This window comes from Mesobacillus maritimus, assembly GCF_044803185.1.
Taxonomy (GTDB): domain Bacteria; phylum Bacillota; class Bacilli; order Bacillales; family Cytobacillaceae; genus Mesobacillus_B; species Mesobacillus_B maritimus_B.
On record NZ_CP085225.1, the window covers coordinates 3,043,274 to 3,065,658 of the forward strand.

General features: G+C 39.0%; 18 protein-coding genes and 2 other RNA genes. 6 read left to right on the forward strand and 14 right to left on the reverse strand.

Translation table 11 applies throughout. The features are described 5' to 3' along the window. Nucleotides 1-58: 58 nt before the first annotated feature. The 12 genes from LG336_RS14645 to LG336_RS14700 form a co-directional block, all read right to left on the reverse strand. Entirely contained in the window at nucleotides 59-1,627 is a 1,569-nt protein-coding gene (locus tag LG336_RS14645) for a long-chain fatty acid--CoA ligase (RefSeq protein ID WP_404328247.1), read from the reverse strand. A gap of 110 nt (nucleotides 1,628-1,737) precedes the next feature. Then, the gene (locus tag LG336_RS14650) at nucleotides 1,738-2,514 is read right to left on the reverse strand and encodes a DUF169 domain-containing protein (protein WP_404328248.1); all 777 of its coding nucleotides are present in this window, start codon (nucleotides 2,512-2,514) and stop codon (nucleotides 1,738-1,740) included. A 116-nt stretch (nucleotides 2,515-2,630) separates the two neighbouring features. After that, complete coding sequence (locus LG336_RS14655) at nucleotides 2,631-3,074, reverse strand: hypothetical protein (protein WP_404328249.1); 444 nt, start codon at nucleotides 3,072-3,074, stop codon at nucleotides 2,631-2,633. A gap of 49 nt (nucleotides 3,075-3,123) precedes the next feature. Continuing rightward, the gene (locus tag LG336_RS14660; protein WP_404328250.1) at nucleotides 3,124-3,687 is read right to left on the reverse strand and encodes a MaoC family dehydratase N-terminal domain-containing protein; all 564 of its coding nucleotides are present in this window, start codon (nucleotides 3,685-3,687) and stop codon (nucleotides 3,124-3,126) included. A 125-nt stretch (nucleotides 3,688-3,812) separates the two neighbouring features. Further along, on the reverse strand, nucleotides 3,813-4,619 hold the full coding sequence (locus LG336_RS14665) for an enoyl-CoA hydratase/isomerase family protein (RefSeq protein ID WP_404328251.1): 807 nt from the start codon (nucleotides 4,617-4,619) through the stop codon (nucleotides 3,813-3,815). A 423-nt stretch (nucleotides 4,620-5,042) separates the two neighbouring features. Further along, the gene (locus tag LG336_RS14670; RefSeq protein WP_404328252.1) at nucleotides 5,043-6,128 is read right to left on the reverse strand and encodes a hypothetical protein; all 1,086 of its coding nucleotides are present in this window, start codon (nucleotides 6,126-6,128) and stop codon (nucleotides 5,043-5,045) included. Nucleotides 6,129-6,168: 40 nt separating this feature from the next. Next, nucleotides 6,169-6,309: a hypothetical protein gene (locus LG336_RS14675; protein ID WP_404328253.1), complete on the reverse strand. Its 141-nt coding sequence runs from the start codon at nucleotides 6,307-6,309 to the stop codon at nucleotides 6,169-6,171. 50 nt (nucleotides 6,310-6,359) lie between these two features. Further along, nucleotides 6,360-7,361 carry an NAD-dependent epimerase/dehydratase family protein gene (locus LG336_RS14680; RefSeq protein WP_404328254.1) on the reverse strand — a complete coding sequence of 334 codons (1,002 nt, stop codon included), beginning with the start codon at nucleotides 7,359-7,361 and terminating at the stop codon, nucleotides 6,360-6,362. A gap of 12 nt (nucleotides 7,362-7,373) precedes the next feature. Beyond that, the gene (locus tag LG336_RS14685) at nucleotides 7,374-8,909 is read right to left on the reverse strand and encodes a sodium/solute symporter (protein ID WP_404328255.1); all 1,536 of its coding nucleotides are present in this window, start codon (nucleotides 8,907-8,909) and stop codon (nucleotides 7,374-7,376) included. Between the two features lie 570 nt (nucleotides 8,910-9,479). Then, entirely contained in the window at nucleotides 9,480-10,898 is a 1,419-nt protein-coding gene (locus LG336_RS14690) for a sigma-54 interaction domain-containing protein (protein ID WP_404328256.1), read from the reverse strand. Between the two features lie 819 nt (nucleotides 10,899-11,717). Further along, a complete protein-coding gene (locus LG336_RS14695; RefSeq protein WP_404328257.1) occupies nucleotides 11,718-12,020 on the reverse strand; it encodes a hypothetical protein in 303 nt (100 codons plus the stop codon). A 122-nt stretch (nucleotides 12,021-12,142) separates the two neighbouring features. Beyond that, on the reverse strand, nucleotides 12,143-13,357 hold the full coding sequence (locus LG336_RS14700; protein WP_404328258.1) for an NADP-dependent malic enzyme: 1,215 nt from the start codon (nucleotides 13,355-13,357) through the stop codon (nucleotides 12,143-12,145). A gap of 331 nt (nucleotides 13,358-13,688) precedes the next feature. Here LG336_RS14700 and LG336_RS14705 point away from each other — a divergent pair, with 331 nt between their 5' ends. The 3 genes from LG336_RS14705 to LG336_RS14715 all read left to right on the forward strand — a co-directional run bounded on the left by LG336_RS14705 (nucleotide 13,689) and on the right by LG336_RS14715 (nucleotide 16,331). Next, nucleotides 13,689-14,606, forward strand: coding sequence for a LysR family transcriptional regulator (locus LG336_RS14705; RefSeq protein ID WP_404328259.1), 918 nt, complete (start codon nucleotides 13,689-13,691; stop codon nucleotides 14,604-14,606). A gap of 8 nt (nucleotides 14,607-14,614) precedes the next feature. After that, a complete protein-coding gene (locus tag LG336_RS14710; RefSeq protein ID WP_404328260.1) occupies nucleotides 14,615-14,956 on the forward strand; it encodes a hypothetical protein in 342 nt (113 codons plus the stop codon). A 691-nt stretch (nucleotides 14,957-15,647) separates the two neighbouring features. Then, nucleotides 15,648-16,331: a cell wall hydrolase gene (locus LG336_RS14715; RefSeq protein WP_404328261.1), complete on the forward strand. Its 684-nt coding sequence runs from the start codon at nucleotides 15,648-15,650 to the stop codon at nucleotides 16,329-16,331. A 146-nt stretch (nucleotides 16,332-16,477) separates the two neighbouring features. Here the strand turns inward: LG336_RS14715 and LG336_RS14720 are convergent, their stop codons facing one another. Continuing rightward, complete coding sequence (locus LG336_RS14720) at nucleotides 16,478-17,470, reverse strand: LLM class flavin-dependent oxidoreductase (RefSeq protein ID WP_404333171.1); 993 nt, start codon at nucleotides 17,468-17,470, stop codon at nucleotides 16,478-16,480. A 297-nt stretch (nucleotides 17,471-17,767) separates the two neighbouring features. Here LG336_RS14720 and rnpB point away from each other — a divergent pair. Both rnpB and ffs read left to right on the forward strand, forming a co-directional pair. Further along, an RNA gene (gene rnpB, locus LG336_RS14725) (RNase P RNA component class B) lies at nucleotides 17,768-18,151 on the forward strand. A 75-nt stretch (nucleotides 18,152-18,226) separates the two neighbouring features. Continuing rightward, nucleotides 18,227-18,493, forward strand: an RNA gene (ffs, locus tag LG336_RS14730) — signal recognition particle sRNA large type. Nucleotides 18,494-18,679: 186 nt separating this feature from the next. On the opposite strand, the gene LG336_RS14735 is transcribed toward ffs, so the two are convergent. Further along, a complete protein-coding gene (locus LG336_RS14735; RefSeq protein ID WP_404328262.1) occupies nucleotides 18,680-20,665 on the reverse strand; it encodes an LTA synthase family protein in 1,986 nt (661 codons plus the stop codon). A gap of 582 nt (nucleotides 20,666-21,247) precedes the next feature. Here LG336_RS14735 and LG336_RS14740 point away from each other — a divergent pair. Then, a complete protein-coding gene (locus LG336_RS14740) occupies nucleotides 21,248-22,375 on the forward strand; it encodes an iron-containing alcohol dehydrogenase (RefSeq protein ID WP_404333172.1) in 1,128 nt (375 codons plus the stop codon). The last annotated feature ends 10 nt before the right edge of the window (nucleotides 22,376-22,385 follow it).

Here is a 22,385-nt window from a genome sequence, read left to right on the forward strand (position 1 = left end):
AAAATTTTCACCTATTAATCTAGTGGTCAGAAGTTCGAATACACTATCAATCCGCTAGTTATGATTGTTTTTCTGGAGATTTTTCCGTCGTGTTCCTTTTGATTACTTGGGAACATTGTTTTCTAAGAACATGCTTGAGAATTTTTCCTGATGGATTTTTCGGTAATTCCTGAACAAATTTGATATATTTCGGCTTTTTATAGCTTGCAAGATTTTCCTTGCAATAATGAATGAGATTATCTTCTGTGACTTTTTCACCTGGCTTTAACACCACAACAGCCATGACGGATTCTCCCCATTTTTCATCTGGAACACCAATGACCGAGGCTTCTAAGATACTTGGATGTTCATAGAGAACAATCTCAATTTCCTTCGGATAAATATTTTCAGCACCCGAAATTATCATGTCCTTCTTACGATCAACGATATAAAAATAGCCTTCCTCATCCATTCGAGCCAGATCTCCCGTTTTAAACCAATCTCCGATAAAACTGCTCTCCGTTGCCTCTGGTTTGTTCCAATATCCCTTCATCGTGGTAGGGCCCCTTAGGATAATCTCGCCAATTTCATGAGGACTCACATCTTCGCCTTTATCATTAATCACGCGCATTTCATTATGGGTAAACGGTTTGCCGACTGAGCCACTTTTCCGAAAAATGTCAGAAGATGATAAGAAACTTGTGCATGAAGCTGTTTCACTTACCCCATAACCCTCTGTAAATCCAGCATTCGGGAAAAACTCGATCATTTTTCTTAATATCGGTAATGGCAGCGGCGCTCCACCAGATAACATCAAGCGCAAACTAGTAAAATCGTATTTTGAAATGATTTCATTCTGTTGACAAATATCATGAAACATCGTGGGTGCTCCAAAAAAGGTCGTAATTTTCTCCTCATCAAAAGTCCTCAACACGTTTTCCACATCAAAGCTTCTTAAAATCACCATCGAAGCTCCAGCGTGTATAACAGGTAAAGAGAAAATCAGGAGACCCCCTACATGGAACATGGGGGCAACAACCAAGGTTTTGTCGTCCTTGTTCACTTCAAAATCCATGATTTGGTTAATCGATGTCCATAAAATATTATTTTGCGTCAGCATCGATCCCTTTGGAAAACCCGTTGTCCCCGATGTATACATCAAGATGAAAAGGTCTTCTAAATCCGCTCCGTTTGGATCCGGTTCCCCCATTGATTTGCCCTGAATAAACGCTTCATAATGAATGCCTAGATCATCAGAGCCATTCACGATTACATGTTCTTCTAGACTTTTTGTTTCATGAGCAATTTTTGAGATGGTTTCACTGAAACTACTTCCATATAGTAAAAGTTTTGCTTCGGAATCATTTACGATATATTGCACTTCTTTTGGCCCAAGCCTCCAGTTGATTGGGACAAGTACGGCTCCAATTTTGCTAGTGGCCCAAAATGCCTCTAAATATTCATTCGAATTATGAAGCAATACAGCAACACGGTCCCCCTTTTGAATACCAACACTTAGTAAAGCGTGAGCGAACTGATTTACACGATTATTTAGTTGTTGATACGAGAAAGACTTCCCCTCAAATTTTATCGCGATTTTGTCAGGATGCCTTTCCGTTTGTCTGGTTAAGACCATTCCAAAATTCATGAGAACCTCCTTAGCACATAACCTTAAAATGTTTTTATAATATTCCGAAAAATCATTGCGGATTTTATCCTCAAGCAGATGCTTTTTCCTAAATATATTAATTACATCCTCTATTTCTTTTCAGAGTAACTGACTGCTAGACCTGCGCGAGCATCTTGTTGGATTCCATACTGTGGAATTGGATAACGGAGCCCGTTTCGTGCTAGCTTTTTCATTCCTTCTACTGCCTGTTGCAAATCGCGTGGTGACAAAGCTATCAGCAGTTCATCATCCAGGACGCCACCGTAACGACGTTCCGCAAAACATGGTATCGAAAGACTCGGCTCCCCAGTCTTTAACGCCCTTCCCCAAGAATCTGCACATGAGGACTCGCCGACAACACCCCAGGAGAACTTTTTATAATTCGACCATTGTAAACCATTGATGAGTAAGATCATCTGACCAGGTGTTGCATAAACTAAACAAATATCGGGGTCTTCGATCCTAGCAGAAGCGAGTGGTGAAACAGCCATGGCGGTATATTTCCCGTAAGGAACGACATCCATCGCCTCTTGATGAGCTTTAGAATCCTCAATGGTTTCAAACCAAACACCTGACATCGCTTCTCCGCTTTTCCATTCCTCATCTTGTGGATACAAGCCAATGACGGCCCCACACTGAGGACCAACTAGATCATCGTACGTAATGCCGACTGTCCAGCCGAGTCGCGCCGCCTGTGCCACAATTTGATCTGTGGTATGAATACTACCTGGTCGACAAAGCTTCTGAATTTTTTCCATTTCCTTCACATCTGTATAAAGCTTCATTCCAATTGGGGTTGTTTTTAACCTTAAAAGCTGGTTTAGATCGTCGACCAATGCTTTCAGATTTATTAATTGCTCCTGCATAAATCGGACCTTCTTTCTTTAGGCTCTTTTCTCAGTTTCAGGATTTTTACAACCATCCCTACGAAAATAGCCTTCTATTATTTTCAAGATAAAGGTTAGCTCTATTTACTGAAGATTTATTCCGTTTTACTAGGAAGAGTAACAATCACAGAACCAGGACCTACAGCAACCCCTTTTGAATTTTCAGACCAAACTTCGAGTTCAACAAGAAAATCAGTTCCTTCCTTCCATTTTCTCTTTACAAATCCTTTCGTCGTAACGGTATCTCCAGCGACACTAAAGGTTTTGATTCTGAACCCTTTCAAACTCTTAAATGTACCTGACAAACCGATAAAATTCCGTACGGTCCTCTCCCACATCCCTTGGAGAAAGATATTATTTGCATACATATCAGGAGCTCCAGTCATCTGTGCATAATCGGAATTATGGTGAATGGAATTAAAGTCTCGATTCGCACCTGCTTCCACCACTAGTCGATATACGCTAAGCGGAAATTCGATCGCAGGTACTTCCTCTCCTTCAGTTACATCCTCCCAGTATAATTGCTCTAATGTATTCATTCATAATCTCCTTTTTTAGCTTACTATTTTTATCGATATTCTATATTTCTTAATGTGGATGTGGTTCGTAATTATAGGTTTGCAACCTTGTGACCGCTAAGATCTCATTGTGCTGGTTAAGAAATTTCGATTCCCAGACCATGAAAGCTCCTCTTCCAATCTTTGTTTCTTTTGGCTCACAGGATAAGAGAACATTGCCAACCTTCCTAACGTGATCTCCTATCATAACGGGTTTGATATAATCCATTTCCACATCTGTTACAATAAAACCAGTTGTTTCTGGTGCTAAATCTGTCTTCAAAGCGGTTACTGGACTTTTCGTTGGTTGAGCATTTTTTTCTGCAGAATCAAAAATTTTATCTCCTGGCTCCCAAAGCACTGGGATGCTCCAAGTATTGATACTACTATAGGGAGCAATGATATCTGAGTAACCGTGTTGAATCGCAATCTCTCGATCATAATGAAGCGGACAATCGAACTCTAATGGTTCAAGAAATTTCCGAATCGCTCCTTTTTCAACCACATCTGCCCCTGGTTTTTCTTCTCCATTACTAAAATCTTGACCTACAGCCCCAATCATTTGTTCCCAAACTTTCTTCCAATCTTCTGACACGATTTGTTGGCCCCCTTCCCTGGTACCTTTACACCTATGTGATCATTCTTTCATTCGTTTTTTGATAAAGTAATAGAACCAATACCCTACATTCCCGCTGATCCTTTTATCCTCGTTTGTCTAACTTATCTTCCCTTCCAAACCGGTGCTCTTTTTTCAGCAAAAGCCTTTGGACCTTCTTTCGCGTCTTCTGTTTGTAATACTTGATTAATCACCTGTGCATTTAACTCCCATGCTTGATTCGAGTGGTGTAAAGGTAAGTCCATTCCTTCCAAGACTAAGCGTTTACTTGCCTGGACAGCCAATGGCGCGTTTGAGGTGATTTTATCTGCAAGTTCCAGTGCCGTTGAAAGAAGTTCCTCAGGTGGGACGATTTGATTCACCATGCCCCATCGTTCCATTTCGGCGGCTGAGACATCCTCTCCAGTTAGAACCATCATCATAGCTACTTTTTGTGGAATTTGCCTCGGCAACCTCAATACTCCCCCTGCTGCAGCAATGATGCCTCGTTTTACTTCAGGAAAGCCAAATCTAGCTGTTTCTGAAGCAATGACCACATCACTAGCAAGCGCGATTTCAGCTCCGCCGCCAAAAGCTAACCCATTAACAGCTGCGATGATTGGTTTTGATAGATTCGCTTCAACAATCCCAGCAAAGCCGCCTGCTGGTTTTGGATAGGCCTTCCCATTCGCTTGTGATAATTCCTTCAAATCTGCTCCTGCAGAAAAGGCACGACCTGATCCTGTAATGATAATCGCCCATACCTCTTCATTCTCCTCCGCCGCTAATAAGCATTGATCCACTTCATAGGTTAATTGCTTATTTACTGCGTTAAGAGAATTTGGACGATTCAAGGTTATGATTAAGGTTTTTCCAACATATTCGGTTTTGATCGTTTCCCATAAAACTTCGCTTACTTCACTTTTGCCCATGTTTTATTCCTCCAGGTTAATATCGAACGACTATTATAAATATTCTGATAAATTATTTCGTAAATAAATAAAGTGCTAGTTTAAAAACATTCACCGTTTTATTTGTTAAGATTTCTATTCGAAATAATTATTGATTAGCTTGAATCTTAAAATCTGATGTCAAAGAATTTAACTTACGAGCAGCGCTATATTGTAACCGTTTCTATCAATGTCCTACCTAAAAGCACGTTAGACTTTCTCCTTATCTTCATACTAGCAATTATCATGCCAACTATCGAACCATTGATACATCAAGCTTTCTCTGTTTCTTTTAATTGGAGTGGTGAATTTTATCACCATTTCGGTGAAAATTGTCACCATTCTACCCAAAACCTTAAAAAAATCCTTAAATTTATGGATTTTGGTGAAAAAAATCCTTTGTTGCTATTGTTTGCTTCCTTGTGAATTAGGTATTTCGACTCTTCCTTTTTGGTAACCATAGCGCTCGTAAAATCTTTCTGGTACATCGTCCTTATTTTTATAAAAATACCATTTACAAGGATGGTCTGGAGATGTAGGTGGATCTAAGGGATAAATCGGTTCCCCCGTCCATTCAATCGGCATAATTTCATTCATATACGTACAATGGGAACAATAATAAGGAAAGTCACTACGGTTAAACGACCAAAAATGTTCTTTTTCGGTAAATCCATATTTTTTGTCCGGATTTTCGATACCCTGACGCCATAATCGTTGTCCACTCCCACATGGTTCCAATTCATACGTTATTTTTTCATCATCTTCAATGATGGTAAATTTCCCGGGCTCATTGCCTACACCACCCGTACTATGTGCTCTCCACGTCGCAGCTAATGCCATGGCAATTTGTTTTCGATCCAATGTCTCCATCTTTTGCATCGGGACTTTCCATACTTTTTCTGTCATTTTCTTTAACGCAAACCCTACATTTTCCTCTCCAACAGAGTCCCCGATAAACGTAAGGCAAGCCGCAATTGATTCGACTAATAAATCGTGCAATAAGCCCCATTCGTGCTTTGACTTGATACAATTTTTAATTACCTCTATATCTGGTTTAATCGTGATGGAATCTAATACTACTCTATCTAATTTCGGTTGGGTTAGTTCTTTTACTAATTCGAGTGTAAAGGTATCGTGGTGGAGAAGATTGCTTGGATGCACGTTTAGTTCCAGCCAGGACTTCAAAATGAATTTAGCTGCTTCTCTACGACCATCGTCGTTGATTTCCTTAAATGCATGTTTCCAAACTCTTTCGTAAACATAGACTAATATTTTCGGACTAATATCTTCAAATTCTTTTTCAACAAAGTCAATTAACGCAACAAAGGACTCAGCCATTAATCTATGAAGAAAGCTCCACTCCTTTTTCACGTCCCTGCATAAGCTCAATGCCTGCATATAATCCTTCGCTTCAATTAACTCAACCACTTTATCCATGGTCGGCAAACTCATTTGCTGTAATTCTTCTGGATTAAACCACCTATTAGTCAAATTTTTTGTTCACATCCCCTCTTACAAACTACTAATCCTGCTACTTTTTAAATAGGTTATCAATTACACCCCATTCTTCATCGTCTGTTTTGAACGTTAAGGCGTAAATTAAAGATAGAATAATTCCGATAATAGGGGTTCCGAATACCATAAAAAACGTTAATGGCGAAAGACCAAACATGTAATCCTCTCCTTTAAACTGTAATTTTAAACTTTCAATCAGAAATTGTTTCACTCTACTACCGATTTTTGTTTTTTCTGTGTTGCGTATTCCCTGTACTGTTCGAAATAGTCCATTACTCCTTGATTGATTGAGTATTGAGGGTTAAAGCCCAGTTGTTTTTTAGCTGCTTCTACTGAAAGTACACCCCGAGTACTAGCTGACCTTTCTTCAATTTCGTTCCGCTCATTCCCAAATGTAACCATCATCGAAGGTTTTATCTCCTTTATGATGGTTGCAATCTCACTTGGGCTGACTAGCTTTGCCCCAGTGGCGATGTTAAAAATCTTTTGACTCGAAGGAATTGAAAGTGCCTTTTTAATTCCTGTCACGACATCTTTTATATAGGTATAATCTCGTTTGGAGTGTTCACCTGAATCAAAATGAACATCCTTATTGTTCACTGCATTTTCGACTAAAGGTTTAACAAACATTGGGTATTTCATTCCAAATCCATATACGCCTGAAAGCCGTAATGACACCACATCCATTCCATAGGTAGACCAGTAATGCAGTCCAAATGCCTCCGCTGATAATTTTGAACTAGAGTAAGACAGCAGAGTCGGACCTTCGTAGGGAGAATGCACTGGATGGTCCTCGTCGATAGGTTCATATTTTACTGGTGTATAGACGGAAATTGAGCTTACTAGAATGACCTTTTCTACCCCAAATAAACGCGCTGCTTCCAGGACATTGACTGTCCCTTCAACATTAATTTTCATCGATGTTAACGGGTTATTTTTAAGAATCTCTAAATCATTGGCCACAGCAGCGTGAACAATCTTCGTTACCTGATGAATTTTAACTGCCTCAATAACGGAAGCTAAATCTGTGATATTCCCTTTCATGTAATGAATTTTGTCTTGTACTTCTTTTAACAGCCAATCAAGATCCGAGCCCTCTTGCGGTTTAAATAAGTCTAGTACAACTACCTTATGTCCATCATTGACTAGACTTTTAACTAAGTGGGCACCAAGAAACCCATACCCACCTGTTACGAGAATTGATTCCATAAACACTCCTTTCTATCCTTGTAGGTTATCGTTTACCTCTGTAGGATGATTGATTTTATTTCTTTTAAAATGAGAGAAGATCGGACTTTCAACTGGTTTTGTTAAAAGTGATACAGTTACGAGCACGATTGTACCGATTACCGTACCGACTGCAGCAATATTAAAGCCTGATAAAATCGGGTTGGATGAAAACGCTGTCAAATTTAAGACCCCGATGACTCCGCCAATTATTATCCCTGTAATTAACCCTGCTATCGCACCTTGAGGAGTTGCTCGTTTCCATCTGATACCAAGATATAAGGCTGGACCGAACATTGCTGCAAATGCTCCCCACGCTACACTTACTACAAGTAAGATAAAGCTAGGCGGGTTTAATGATAACAAATAGCCAATGAGTAAAAACACGATAGAGCCGATACGAATCCATTTTAATTCTGTCTTATCATCCATTTGTTTTCCAAGTGTATTTTTTGTAAAGTCTCTAACAACGGCAGCGGAACTTAGGATTAAAAACGATTCACAGGTTGACATAACGGCTGCGGCTACAGCAACAAGGAAGATTCCTGCAAAGATTGGGCTATCCATAAAATTTATAATTAAATGCGGCAGGATTTGGTCAGCGGCTTGTGGTGCAGATAACGAACCTTGGTCGACGAGTACTTTCCCTGCCATACCAGGCCATTGTGAAAGACACCCTAAAAAGTACAAAATAACCGAAATAAGTGGTGCCCACTTCAATATTTTAATATTTTTGACGGTTAGAAATTTAGTAGAAACATGTGGTACCCCTGCATAGGCAAGCAACCCTACAATCAATCCGTATTGTAAAATCATTCCCATTGGAAACCCAGCTTCAGCATTCCAAGGCTCTAGATACGATGGAGCTGTTTGCGCTAAAGTAGAGTGTAACCCACTTAGTCCGCCTACTTGTGGGAGAATCATTGCGTTAAGTAAGATTCCAATAATGATCAAAATAATCATCTGGAAAAAGTTGGTCCACATAGAGGCTTTCATCCCTCCGCCAACTGTATAAAAACCCATAATTACAACTGCGATTAAAATGGCAGCTGAATAACTGATGTTAAGAATGGAGGATAAAACCCAGCCCATGGCAGCAAACTGAGAAATCATATAAGCCAAGCAACCTAGTAGAATCGCTAGTGCAGAAAGTCCTCTTACGACTCTGTTATTGTTATAGCGAAGGGCTAAAAAGTCTGGAAGGGTAAATACCTCATGTTTTTCAGCAACAATTCGCATCGGTTTAGCTAGGATCCAATAACTGATTACCAAACCCGGAAATGCTAGAGAAACCAACATAACAAATCCAGCATATCCAACCCCAAAACCAGTACCGGAATACCCCATAACAGAGCCGCCGCTCAAGATTGAGGCCATTAAACCAAAAGTTAAAAACCAGATCCCCATTCCCTTTCCGGCAACAAGGTAATCCCCAACCGTCTTCGTGCTTCTTGTTGCAAACCAACCAATAAGACTGAGGATGGTCATATAAATGATCATGGAAATTACAGCCCATACAGTATACTCCATACGTGAACCTCCTTTTTAATGATTTTTCTCTTTTACCAAAATTCAATTCTTATAATAGTAGTAATTACGATCCCCCTTTTTATTGAATATTTTTAAACTTACTAGTTATAATGCAACTTCCATGCCAACTTAAAAAGTAGGTTAAATGAGGTCTCCTAAAGAGATTTAGAAAAGGGAAAAAGAGGCGCAAGGAACGATAAAAGGGTTAGGAAATCATTAAATTGCAGGGGTTATAGAGGTTAAGGTGGAGTTTTCTTAAGGGTTGGATATAAATAGGAATCTAGAATAAAACTGTTCTTCGTAGAATTACTCAACAGTGATTAAAAGCGATTCATTGTATACAAAGTACACACATTTGTATATTAAGTATACAAGACAAATTAGGTACAACATGCTTGAAGCCACCTTTAGCGATCCATCAACACAAAAAAGCATTGTCCCCTATATCAGGAAGCAATGCTTGGTTGCTAGCAATTTACTTATCTCATTATTATTAGCGGACAGATTTTAAAACATCCTCCTTTTCGATTTTGGTCTTTTATATTCATAACATAGCGATAAATATCTTGTTTATTCATCCAACGCATTTTCAAGATTATATAATTTCAGTTTTTGATAAAAGGATCTTCGGCTAATGCCTAACATTTTAATCGCTTCTGATTTTGTCTTTGCTATGCGAAGAACGTATTTAATCGTTTGACTCTCTACTTGTCCAATGATGGTATGGAGATTGGTTTCCTCTGGGACAAATTCATCTGAATTCTTCATTATATTTTTTTGAGCTCCTCTTTTAATAAAATGATTAGGAATTAACTCGATTCCTAACACTGGTGAATTAGCCAAAATCACCATTTGCTCGATCACACTTTGAAGTTCTCGTACATTACCCGGCCAATCATAGGCTTCAAATGCGTCTAGTACTTCTTTCGCAAAGACAACAGACTTATTATATTTCTTATTTAACCTTTCTAAAAAGGCATAGGATAATACTTTAATATCTTCTTTTCTCTCGATTAACTTTGGAATACTAATGGCTATAATATTCAACCGGTAGTAAAGATCCGCTCGGAACTTCCCATTGCGCACCATTTCTTCTAGGTCACGATTTGTAGCCGCAATGATTCTCACATTTATTCTGATTGGCTTATTCGCTCCTACTTTTTGGATCGAATGATCTTGTAGGGCACGCAATAATTTTGCTTGGGTATTTAAACTCATTTCTCCAATTTCATCAAGAAATAGAGTACCGTTATTGGCTTGTTCAAACTTTCCAACTTTTCCTTTTTTGCTTGCCCCGCTAAAGGCTCCCTCGTCATATCCAAATAATTCGCTTTCCATTAACGTTTCCGGAATAGCTGCCATATTGATAGGTACAAATGGTCCGTCTTTATATTGACTTGCTTCGTGAATGGCACGAGCAAAGACATCTTTCCCTACCCCCGTTTTTCCTAATAACAACACACTAGCTTCGGTTTTAGCCACATGCGAGGCCAAATGCAAGCATTTATTGAATTGTTCATTCGCACCTAGCAATTTCTTAAACACTGGCTCTAATTGTTCACTCAATAACGTTCGTTTCCAGTAGGGCATGCGATCGATTTGTTGGAGTTCAATATTCAATTTAAACAAGGTATCAATTGAGCGCATCACACAGATAGCCCCAATAAGCTCTCCATTTTGGAGAATAGGTGTTATATCTCCAACTACATCTCGATTGCCTGATTCAACAAAGTTATAAACATTGATTTTTGATTTTCCTGTCTCAAGGACCTTTAACCCAGGTGAGTGTGGTTCAAAATCACTTATCCGTTTTCCGAGAATTTTGCTTTTGGGCATATCAAATATTTTCGTGTAGGCATCATTTGCATAGATAACGCGAGAATCTTTGTCAAAAATTAGTACTACATCATTCATGGAATTTATGGCCTCGTATAGCGGTACAGAATAGCCATCTTCTGTTTCCATAAAGTTCAGCACTTCTTTTTTCACAAGAATGTCCTCCCCTCTTAACCTACATTTTTAATGGGGATCCTCCCTTATAGCATCCCTTACCTCGTTCATTAAGCAGAAGCGATTTTCCCTGGCCATTTCCAGCAAACATTATCAAAATATTTTTCATCTTATAATATCGCCACTCCTATCAGATGATAGGTTTTGATTGTATGTATTCCTTGATTTTGAGCATTTCATGGTATTGTTTGTATTGCGATTTAATTAAATAATAACAATTTTCTAAATATTTAACAACGTCAACTAAGTATATATCAGTTAAATAGAAGAAAAAAGACCAACTAAACCCTAAGCGAAGCATTCTTTTTCTATAATTAGCCTGAATTTTTTTATCATGGAGATAAAGAAAGGACCCCTTCATAGATTAACGGGTACTCTTTTGAGGAGAAAAAAGCAAAAAGCAGGGCAACCATATTGGAATTGCCCTGCTTTTATCGTTAATCCTTCTTGCTATTTTTGACACTTTATATATAGAGGGAAAAATTTCTCTTAATTAGCAAATAGCAGTGAAATTAGCTTAAATAAGTGGAGAAATTCCCGCTATTGACTCGAAAAACATGAAAATGGATGATTTTTATTTGAATAACGGGAAAATCTCCCCTTATATGCCCCGAAACGAGCTCCATTCTGCAATTAACGGAAAAATCTCCGCTTATTTTTCTTTCGCTAGTTATTCAATTAGATTTAGCACCCTAATTTATCGTGAAATTTGTTGTTTTACACCATTAAAGAGAACCAGTTATCCTTAGTTGGATTCCTAGTGAAAACTCTCAAGAAAGACGCTAGATTTTTTTAAATTTAAACCGCCTTTTTGGTTTGGTTCATTCCTTTAAATAATTCAGGATAATCCTGTAAAATAACATCACGAATCCCGCTTTGGTCCACAAAATCGACAGTGTAGGAATGGACTTTTTGTAGCGTTGATTGAGAACTCCCTTTATAAATGGTTACAGTCTTTTCAATGGAACAACCCTTTTCAAAAAAAGTATCATGCTCCACCCTATATTCCATACTTTCTGTCTTTTCATAGACCACATAATAGTTTTCAATGATTTCACAGCGAAGCATTTCTTCCGATTCAATTACTTCATATTTTTTCATCCTTATCATTCTCCTTTTAAAGAAATAATTTAAAGAAGCCAAAGTCCAATTGAATGATGAAAGGTATGCTTCGTCACTGGTACATTCCCTTATTCGATGTATTTTACAGCTTTTATTTGTATTTATTTTGGGGTATCAACCAAGTCAGTGGTAAAAATAGGTTTACGCGCTACACCTGTTTCTTGGGCAGCTCTAGCGACAGCCTCTCTTACTGTAGGAACCACTCTACTGTCCAATGGACCTGGAATGACATAATCAGCTGACAGCTCCTCACTGTCAATCAAACTAGCAATCGCTTGGACAGCGGCTGCTTTCATTTCATCATTGATATCAGTAGCTGAAACATCAAGGGCCCCTCTAAATATTCCTGGGAACGCAAGAACATTATTCACTTGGTTCGGCAAATCAGAGCGACCTGTTCCGATAATCCTTGCACCGGCTGCTTTCGCTTCTTCTGGCATGATTTCCGGAATTGGATTCGCCATCGCAAAGATGATAGAATCTGAGTTCATCGATTGAACCATTTCTCCAGTTAACACTCCTGCAGCGGAAACACCGATAAAGACATCTGCCCCGACTATCACATCTGAAAGCTTTCCTTGAAGCTTTTCTTTGTTCGTCATTTTAGAAACAGATTCTTTAATTGAATTCATCCCTTCTTGTCGGCCTTCAAAAATCGCGCCCTTTGTATCACACATAATGATATTGGTTACACCCATGTTCAGCAAAAGCTTAATAATTGCGACTCCGGCAGCACCAGCGCCATTGATAACGACTTTAATTTCATTCATCTTTTTATCCACAAGCTTCAAGGCATTGACTAGACCCGCTGCGGTCACGATTGCCGTTCCATGTTGATCGTCATGAAAGACAGGGATATTCATTTCCTTTTTCAAAACTTCTTCAATGTAAAAACAATTTGGTGCCGCAATATCCTCTAAATTAATGCCGCCAAACGTTGGTTGAAGCAGCTTTACGGTTTTAATAATTTCATCAGGATCCTTCGTGTCAAGGCAAATCGGAACCGCATCAATTCCCGCAAATGCTTTAAAGAGCGCTGCCTTTCCTTCCATTACCGGCATAGAAGCCTCTGGACCAATATCTCCTAACCCCAATACAGAGGTCCCATCCGTAACAATCGCGAGTAAGTTTCCTTTAATCGTATAATCATAGACTTTTTCAGGATGTTGATGAATTTGCGAACAAGGTTCTGCGACCCCTGGCGAATAGGCTAAACTTAAATCCTTCATGCTATTTAATGGCATTTTTACCTCAACCGATAATTTCCCTTTGTGTTTTTCATGTAACAATAGAGACTCTTTTTGCAAATCACTCATTCTTAACAGCTCCTTTTCCATTTGGCTCAAAATAAAGCGTACTGAATTTTCAGTATTTTATTTCAACAATCCCTCATTTAATTTGATTTCATTATATAATGAAGGAAGGACATAAAGAAAATACATATAATCTATATCCTTTATTCCTTTTGGTTATAAGGGAAACTTATCTACTTACATAAGCAATTGTGATAAGAAAGCAAAAAAGAGTCTGAAGCCTGTATTACATAGGATAGAAACGATATGATAAAATGAAAGAATATTATGAATAAAAAACCTATAATAGAAAGTTCGCGTAACATTTGTTCATTTTAATTGGAGGGAAATTGGTTTGGATATACGTCATTTAGAATACTTTTCAGAGGTGGCTGAGCATTTAAGTTTTACGAAAGCATCACAAACACTACATGTCACACAGCCTTCAATCAGTAAAGCCGTGAAAAATTTAGAAGATCAATTAGGGGTGCCTTTATTTTACCGTTCATCTAAACAGTTAGAATTAACAGATGCGGGGAAAGCCGTTCTAATCAATGCAAGAAAGGTGTTAGAGGCCTTCAACAGCCTGACATGGGAATTAACAGATATCATGGAACTTAAAAGTGGTGAAATCAGAATTGGTATTCCCCCTATTGTTGGGGCTGCTTTCTTTTCCAAAATGATCAGCCTTTTTAAAGAGAAGTATCCACTCGTAAAAATTACCTTAACAGAAGTAGGCACAAAAAAGATTAAACAAGGGGTGGATGATGGGTCCTTAGATATAGGCTTGATCTGTACTTTTCCCACTCAGAACAGTAATTTTGAAATCATTAAAGTGCTAAAAGATCCTTTAAGGTTAATCGTCCATAAGGACCACCCTTTAGCTTCCCAAAAAAAGGTCCATTTTTCTGACCTTGCGAACGAGCCCTTCATTTTATATCGAAAAGACTTTTCTCTCTATGACCTAATTATTGAGGAATGCTCGAGGAATGATTTTCAGCCTAACATCGTATGTGAAAGTTCCCAGAAGGATTTCTTATTAGGAATGGTTGAAGGAAAACTTGGCGTTGCATTGTTGCCTAGTAAGATTTGCGATGCTATTAATAGTTCCGAAGTTGCTGTTCTCCCTTTCTATGAATCAGTGGTCAATTTGGAGTTAGGGATGATTTGGAAGAAGAATAAATATCTTTCCTTTGCGGTCAGAGAGTTTATTACAACTTCTGAGGAGTATCTTGAGGGGCAAGAAAAAGTCCTGATTAATGGGGAAAAGTAAAGCGCTTTATGAAAGGTGGTGATGTTCATTTCTTTTCATTCATTGCATTCTCTGCATTAGTTATTGCCATTGTGTCAGTTTTTTTCGCAATTAAAGGGACATACCAATTTTACTTTGTTTCTGCGCTCGGAATATACCTTTTCAGTTTTATAGCTGGTTTTTCAATCGGTCAATTGACGGTTGGATTTACGTTCATCCCCTTAACTTTGGCAATTGGATATACGTTAGGCTGGATAAAAACGAAAAAGCATAGCATGACTTTCGTAAGTTTAGGTGTTTTCATTGGGATTCTCATGGTTGTGTTTGTGGATGATGCTTGGTTATTCTTCCCATTTTGGTTTTTGATTTAATTGTGTCAAATTCTTTATAAAACTTAATTGAAACCAACAAAAAACAGCCTTATGACTGTTTTTTTGTTTGCCCTGAGTTCATTTTACTTAAAATTCTTACTGAACTCTCAATATTCGCTATGCTTACTATACAAAATTTAGCTTCTATCTAAATAGCTTGAGTTTCTATCTACAAACTAAGCAGTTCTATTTACAAATTAAGCAAGTTTATCTACACGATTTCAGCTTCTATCTACAAAATAAACAGATCAATCTACATAATTTAGCTGATTAAATCTTCAGCGGTCAATTCTATAGAAGAAATCGATAGTTTAGGAAGAGTTTATCAGAGTAAACATGGGGATTCATTCACAATAGAGTTGGAAGATATTTCTAATATAGTAAGGGGTTTTTGTAGCGGTTGGAAACGGATTCAAACAACAATTATCCTATGATAAGGATTATACCTTGTGCAACCTTTTTGTTTTTAACAAAACTGTAAAGAAGCGCAACCTCCTTATTAAATCAAGGTTTCAACCTACATCGCATAAGTAAATTTGAATAATAATACCAATGAGAAATACTACTCTCTCATCTCTATGTAACACTATGTAAACAAACTGTAATACTATTCTATTTTAACCCCTCATAGTAATAGATTTAGATACAAGCTTAACAAAGCAAATTTAAATCAACTAGGAGGACTAGAATTTTGAAAAAACTAATGACTGTATTCATAGTACTAGCATCATTCGCATTCGCTTCACCTGCTCTCGGTTACACGGTTAAATCTGGCGATACCATGAGTAAGATTGCCCGAGACCACGGATTAAGTTTAAAAGAACTGGCAGGAGCTAATCCACAAATTAAAAACCTTGATTATATTGTTGTCGGTGAAACTGTTCATACAGATGTACAACCAGTAACCGCTACTAAATCCGTTAGCACTACCGCAGTCCCTGCGGACAATGCCGATCCTGAAAAATTGACCAAACAAAGAATGGAAAACAACCAATCTGAAAAAGTTGAAGTCGGCCTTTCAGATGCTGAGATAGATTTACTAGCAAGAATTGTTCGAGCAGAAGCGCAAACAGAACCGTTTGAAGGAAAAGTAGCAGTCGCTGATGTTGTCTTAAACAGAGTGGAAAGCAGTAGATTTCCGAACACTGTGAAAGAAGTCATTTATGCACCTGGACAATTTCAACCTGTTGTAAATGGGGAGATCCATAAGCCTGCGGATGAGGAGTCCATCGAAGCTGTCTTTACCGCATTAACCGACAATGGAGATATCGCCCAGGACGCTTTATTCTTCTACAATCCTACCATTGCTACGAATCGTTGGCTAGATTCGAGAGAAACAGTTGTTGTCATTGGACAACATGTATTTAAAAATTAGTGCATCTATCAAATCTATTGGCGTTTATCGCTGGTTGATTTGATTTTACATAGATAGGTGGGAAGGAATATCGCTTCCCTCAGATGGAACCCCCAGTGAAAAAAGCACTGGGGGTAAAGTTTTTATTCTAGCTATAGGACTACATATTAAAACAGCTCTCGAGCCAACAAACGGTATACATTTAAGCGTTTTTCCTGGGAATGAGGAATGCTGCAGATCATCGCCTCATCAAACCCATATTGTTCTTGCTCTTCTTTTAATATTTGAGCAATTTCTTTTACGTCTCCAACTAAATGTAGCTTGCGGTTTTCTTTAATGGTCATTCTGTCCATTTCCGTTAATGGATAATTCTGCGCCTCTTCGGGTGTGAGTGCTTGACCAATCCGCCCCTTCATTAAGTGTAATCTTGCGATATCTTGTGGTCCGGCTTCGAATTCAGCTTCTTCCTTGGTTTCCGCTGTGGTGACCATATAGGTGACCGTAATTTCAGGTTTTTCCATAAAAGCAGAAGCCTGAAAATTAAACCTGTATGCATCTAGAATTTCAGCGCTCATTTCTCCATTAAAAAACTGAGCAAATGAATAGCCGACACCCATCTGGCCGGCGCGGACAGCACTGTTGCCACTAGAACCCAACAGCCATGCTTCTGGTAAAACAATACGTGCTGGTGTGGCAGTTGTTTTATTATATAAGCTATCCTCAGGAACCTCATCATTGATCAACTTTAAGGCAGTCTCAAATTTTTCATACATATTATGAATCATCGGTTGGCGTCCCTCAGATAAAGCATAAATGGAATGATTATCGCCTCCTGGAGCCCGGCCAACACCAAAATCAATTCTTCCGGGTGAAAATGCACTTAAGGTTTTAAACACCTCCGCTAATTTCAATGGTGAATAATGCATCATCATGACTCCACCCGTACCGATGCGAAGCTTCTCCGTTTTCGCAGCCAAATGCGACGCTGTTATTTCAGGTGCAGAGCTAGCAAAAGCTTCCGTTCCATGATGCTCAGCCATCCACATACGATAGTAACCTAGTTCGTCCGCTAGTATGGCTAGTTCTTCAGCATTTTTTAATGCACCCTCTGCTGTATTTCCTTTTGTAATGGGTGCTTGATCGAGCACACTTAATCTCATCTCTTTTACTTCCCTTCCCCAATTTAAATAGCGTTCAAATGGTTTTTGTTTCATTTACTGACGAGTTTCTTCTATATAAAATTAAGATTTTTAGGCTTAGACTACCTTTCATCATTATAATCCTTCCCTAACTGAATTTCTAAAATCCTGTTCAAAGAACCAGTCCCTTAAATCTCCAGATAATAGCTAAGTGACTGCGATTCCTATATATCCCATCTATGGGTTTGTCCTCCTAATGCTTCTTTCTGATGCTCATGGTATATTAATACACGTAGCAAATGAACAACCAAAACATGAAATGGTGAGTAATCGCGGCTCATGTTCACATGAGTTGAGGAAAGTCCAGGCTCGCCCGGTGCTGAGATGCCCGGAGTGTTCGTGCCATCTGCAAAGGTGGGCAGCAGACTTCTTGTCTGTTGACGGCGGAGAAATCATGCTAAGTCCTTTGGATATGCTGAGAGTAACCTGAAAGTGCCACAGTGACGAGTTCTTCTGGAAACGGAAGAAATGGAACGGGTAAACCCCACGAGCGAGCAACCCAAACTTTGGTAGGGGCACCATCCTGAGGGAATTGAACCAAATGGATGGATCGGTCAACATGACCGATAGTCATATGATTACACCTGTTGTGCGAGAGTGGCATCGCATGGAGCACGCAGGAACAAAACCTGGCTTACAGCCATTTCATGAGCCGATTCATTTGTTTCAGGTTTATTTTTACAAATTCACATAGAACATTTGTCTAGTAGATACATACCGTGCTAGACGGGGAGTTGGCGGTGCCCTGTTACCCGCAATCCGCCATAGCGGGGTTGAATTCCTACTTGAGGTAGCGACATGTAAGGTCTGCCTTGTGAAAAGTGGTGTTGACAATTGGGTCCTACGCAATGGAAACCTATGAAATTGGTCAGATCCGGAAGGAAGCAGCCATAAGTAGAATTTTCTATGTGCCGTAGGGTAGCCTAGTTCGAGCTAAAGTTCACAAGTAACGCTTGGTTGTTTCTATCGATAGTAGGTGCACGGTGTTACATAATGATGAAAAAGGCTAGTGTTGCGATAAAAACGCATCACTAGCCTTTTTTCGATGCAATAACAACCTTCCTGTAATTTTTAGCACATTTGGGTTTGTCTTCGTACAAGAAAGGCGAATTCTTGTGTGAATTCGCCTTGAAACTTCTTGTATTAATCTAATACTCCCCATTTACCGATCTACTTTTCAAGTACTTTATTAACACGTGGGTACTCTTTTTCTGTCTCAACAATGTTAGAGTGCTGATAGTTATATTGAGATCGATCAACGGGAACAAAAGAATCCGGAGTATAAAAGCGGAGTAAGTCCCCATTTACAACTTTATCAGAGTAATCTAGTTTTTGTTTCGCAATTTCCTGGTATCGCCTCGCCTCTTCTAGTTGCTCTTCTTCAAGAAGCATCCCTGTCTGTGAATCATAGTATTTCCCTCCTGCTAACGTATACTTCGGGCTGACGAAGTCTCCGTTACGAAATGGAATTAGACTATCATGGTCTTCAGATAATATGTCTGTTCCAAAATGAACATACTCTTTAGATTCGATGCCAAGCAGGTGAAGAAGGGTTGGAAGCAAGTCGATTTGCCCAGCATATTCGTGGTTCACTCCGCCTTCCATGCCCGGTACACGTATAAACAATGGAGTCCGCTGTAAACCAGCACTTTCAAAAGGCGTTACTTCTTTGTCGATCACCTCGGCCATTGCTTTATTGTGATTTGTTGAAATACCGTAATGATCTCCATACATAATGATAATCGTATTCTCATATAACCCTGATTCATTCAAGTATGCAAAAAATTCTTCTAATGCTTCATCTGCATATCTAGCTGTTTGAAAATAATTATCCACAGTATTATTCCCCGTCGTATGCCGGTCAAGAGTTGCCTCTTCTTGGTTGATGGTAAATGGATAATGGTGGGTAACTGTTATAAAGTTTGCATAAAACGGCTGTTCTAATGATTCCAACATAGGCATGGATTGCTGGAAAAACGGTTTGTCATGCAATCCATAATCCGCAAGATTATCAGCATCCATTTCATAATAGCTAGAATCAAAGAAATGATCGTATCCAAAGGATTTATAGATTTCATCACGGTTCCAAAAACTTCCTGTGTTTCCATGTAAGACAGCCGATGTGTACCCAAGTGGCTTTAAGATGGTCGGTGCACTATGATAGGTATTTAGGCCCTTTGTAGTAAATGCTGCACCTTGCGGCAGACCATATAACGAATTCCCTACCATAAACTCAGCATCTGCGGTCTTACCTTGTGCTGTTTGGTGGAAGAAATTATCAAAATACAAGGTGTTTTCTTCCTTTGTCAATGAATTCAAAAACGGTGTTACTTCTTCCCCATGTAATTCATAATCAATCAGGAAGTTTTGAATAGATTCCATATGAACGTAAATGACGTTCATCCCTTCCCCGACACCAAAATAATCTGGATTTGGCTCAGCAGAATTGGAGCTCGTATAGTTAATAACCTCCGTAATGTCATCACTGTTTGCAAGGACCCTTTGCGCAGAAGCTTTCGTACTTTGAACCGCATCATAGATGGTATAATTGTACATCCCCAAATATTTGACAATGTAGTTTCGGTCAAAGCCTCTTGTCAATAGTTCAGGCCTGTCTGCTTCTGCTAAAGCAAGATTCATAGTTGAGATTCCTAAACCAAGACAAAATAAAGCAATAGCCCTTCTTTTAGCAAAATTCCCAGCCTCAATCCGAACGATTTTAAAGACTAGGAGACTGATCAACACGAACACATCAAAGAAGAACAAAAAGTCATATGGCTTTAATAATGAAGCGATACTGCCACTTACATCGCCAAAGTTTTGAGTCTGTGTCAATGTAGGAAGCGTGATAAAATCGTTAAAAAAGCGATAGTATAATACATTGGCAAATACGAGAAAAGAAAGAAGAAAATATGCCACAATAAGCGAGATATACTTTTTCCTCCCCTTAAACAATAAAGCAACTCCTAAAAATAATAGGGATGAACCTAATGGATTCAAAAATAATAAAAACTTTTGCATTGTATTTTCTATCCCTAAGTTGAACTGTGTAACCTGTACGAAATAAGTTTTCAGCCACAACAAGACAACAGCAAGGATGAAAAACACAATAAATTTCTGGAGTAAAGGATGTTCTTGATTATAGGTTTCTTTCATTTTTACCCTACTTTCTTCGTAATCTTAAAATCTGTTTCATATTTGTTCAATAAACGCAAACAGATGACTTATTTCTCTCTTTTCACCCAAAAGAACGGAATTTCAAGCTCATAAAGTAGAGTTTACCACGACCATTCCCAAAAAGGAACCATTTTGATACCGTCAAATACTTCCTTCTTTAGACATAAAACGGCAGTCACCCTGAAAAAAATGACCTTCAACGTGAAAACTCATAAAAATAGCACAGAGTATGATTTCAGTCTCCTTAGAAGGACCGCGAAAAAGCCCACTACTGTATATACGTATTTATTCAAAAATAGTTTCTTTTATGTTGAAGGTAGTTTTGAATCGGTGTAGGGTAAATCAGTCTAGTCTTACTTTTAGTATCAGCCGAAATTTTACTAGTATGTGTTTTCGTTTTTATAAGGTAGTATTGTTTTAAAATTTATATAAAGATAAAATTTTAGTATCTCATCCTCCGAATATTTTTTTAGTTCCTCACAGGAATCTCTTCTGAAAAACCCGAATTTAAATAGTACGCAAATCATAAGGCTGGTGAATAGATTGATTAATAAATTTGTAATGCCCGAAGTGATTTTTGGACGGCAATCTCTTCAACAGGTTGGTGAGAGCTGTTTACGGCTTGGCGCAAAAAAGGTGTTTATTGTTTCAGATCCTGGTGTAAGTGAAGCAGGATGGTTAGATCAGGTTATTGATAGTTGCCGCGAAGCAGGATTGAGTTATTCGTGTTTCTCTGATCTCACCACGAATCCAAAGGACTACGAGGCTGAAGCTGGTGCTCATCTTTACAAAGAACAAGAATGTGACGCAATCATTGGCATTGGTGGTGGGAGTGTGATTGATGTTGCCAAAGCCGTCGCCATTCTCGCGACAAACGGTGGGAAGATCTCTGACTATGAAGGGGTCGATCGTATTGAAGTTCCCCTCCCTCCCCTTGTGATGGCAGGGACAACGGCTGGTTCAGGTTCCGAGGTTTCACAATTTTCGGTTATTGTTAATAGTGAAAAGAAAAAGAAAATGACGATTGTCTCCAAATCGCTCGTCCCCGATATTGCGATTATTGACCCTGAGACACTATCAACGAAAAGTGCTCATCTAACAGCCTCAACGGGGTTGGATGTATTAACACATGCAATTGAAGCGTACGTCAGCATCGCGGCAACTCCGATGACCGACGTTCATGCTAGAAATGCGATAAAGCTTGTTGCGGAAAATTTGCGTCCTTCCGTTGCCTCTAAGTTAAATAATGAGGCGAAGGAAAACATGGCGATGGCTAGTTTGCAGGCCGGTTTAGCATTTTCAAATGCGATTTTAGGAGCTGTTCATGCGATGTCACACTCGATTGGTGGGCGTTATCCGATGCTACATGGAGATGTCAATGCCGTCTTGCTCCCGTATGTGATGGAGTTTAATCTCCTAGCAGCTCCTAGAAAGTTTCAGGAAATCGCCAAACTCCTCGGTGAAAATATCGAAGGGCTCTCTCCTTCCGAAGCTGGTAAAAAGGCCATTGAGAATGTGAAACAGCTGTCTCTCGATATCGGTGCCCCTCAAAGGCTATCTGAGATGGGGTTTGAGGAAGAAATGATTGCGGCAATTAGTGAACTTGCCTTAAATGATGCTTGTATGATAACCAATCCCCGGGACATTAGTGCTGCTGATGTCGAAGCTTTACTGAGAAAAGCGTTATAGGGGGGAGAAT

What these genes read in the sequence shown, in the direction of transcription:
- LG336_RS14645 (WP_404328247.1), bottom strand. Translation starts at nt 1,627, where the DNA reads ATGAATTTTGGAATGGTCTTAACCAGACAAACGGAAAGGCATCCTGAC.
- LG336_RS14650 (WP_404328248.1), bottom strand. Translation starts at nt 2,514, where the DNA reads ATGCAGGAGCAATTAATAAATCTGAAAGCATTGGTCGACGATCTAAAC.
- LG336_RS14655 (WP_404328249.1), bottom strand. Translation starts at nt 3,074, where the DNA reads ATGAATACATTAGAGCAATTATACTGGGAGGATGTAACTGAAGGAGAG.
- LG336_RS14665 (WP_404328251.1), bottom strand. Translation starts at nt 4,619, where the DNA reads ATGGGCAAAAGTGAAGTAAGCGAAGTTTTATGGGAAACGATCAAAACC.
- LG336_RS14675 (WP_404328253.1), bottom strand. Translation starts at nt 6,309, where the DNA reads ATGTTTGGTCTTTCGCCATTAACGTTTTTTATGGTATTCGGAACCCCT.
- LG336_RS14680 (WP_404328254.1), bottom strand. Translation starts at nt 7,361, where the DNA reads ATGGAATCAATTCTCGTAACAGGTGGGTATGGGTTTCTTGGTGCCCAC.
- LG336_RS14685 (WP_404328255.1), bottom strand. Translation starts at nt 8,909, where the DNA reads ATGGAGTATACTGTATGGGCTGTAATTTCCATGATCATTTATATGACC.
- LG336_RS14695 (WP_404328257.1), bottom strand. Translation starts at nt 12,020, where the DNA reads ATGAAAAAATATGAAGTAATTGAATCGGAAGAAATGCTTCGCTGTGAA.
- LG336_RS14700 (WP_404328258.1), bottom strand. Translation starts at nt 13,357, where the DNA reads ATGAGTGATTTGCAAAAAGAGTCTCTATTGTTACATGAAAAACACAAA.
- LG336_RS14710 (WP_404328260.1), top strand. Translation starts at nt 14,615, where the DNA reads ATGAAAGGTGGTGATGTTCATTTCTTTTCATTCATTGCATTCTCTGCA.
- LG336_RS14720 (WP_404333171.1), bottom strand. Translation starts at nt 17,470, where the DNA reads ATGAGATTAAGTGTGCTCGATCAAGCACCCATTACAAAAGGAAATACA.
- LG336_RS14735 (WP_404328262.1), bottom strand. Translation starts at nt 20,665, where the DNA reads ATGAAAGAAACCTATAATCAAGAACATCCTTTACTCCAGAAATTTATT.
- LG336_RS14740 (WP_404333172.1), top strand. Translation starts at nt 21,248, where the DNA reads ATGCCCGAAGTGATTTTTGGACGGCAATCTCTTCAACAGGTTGGTGAG.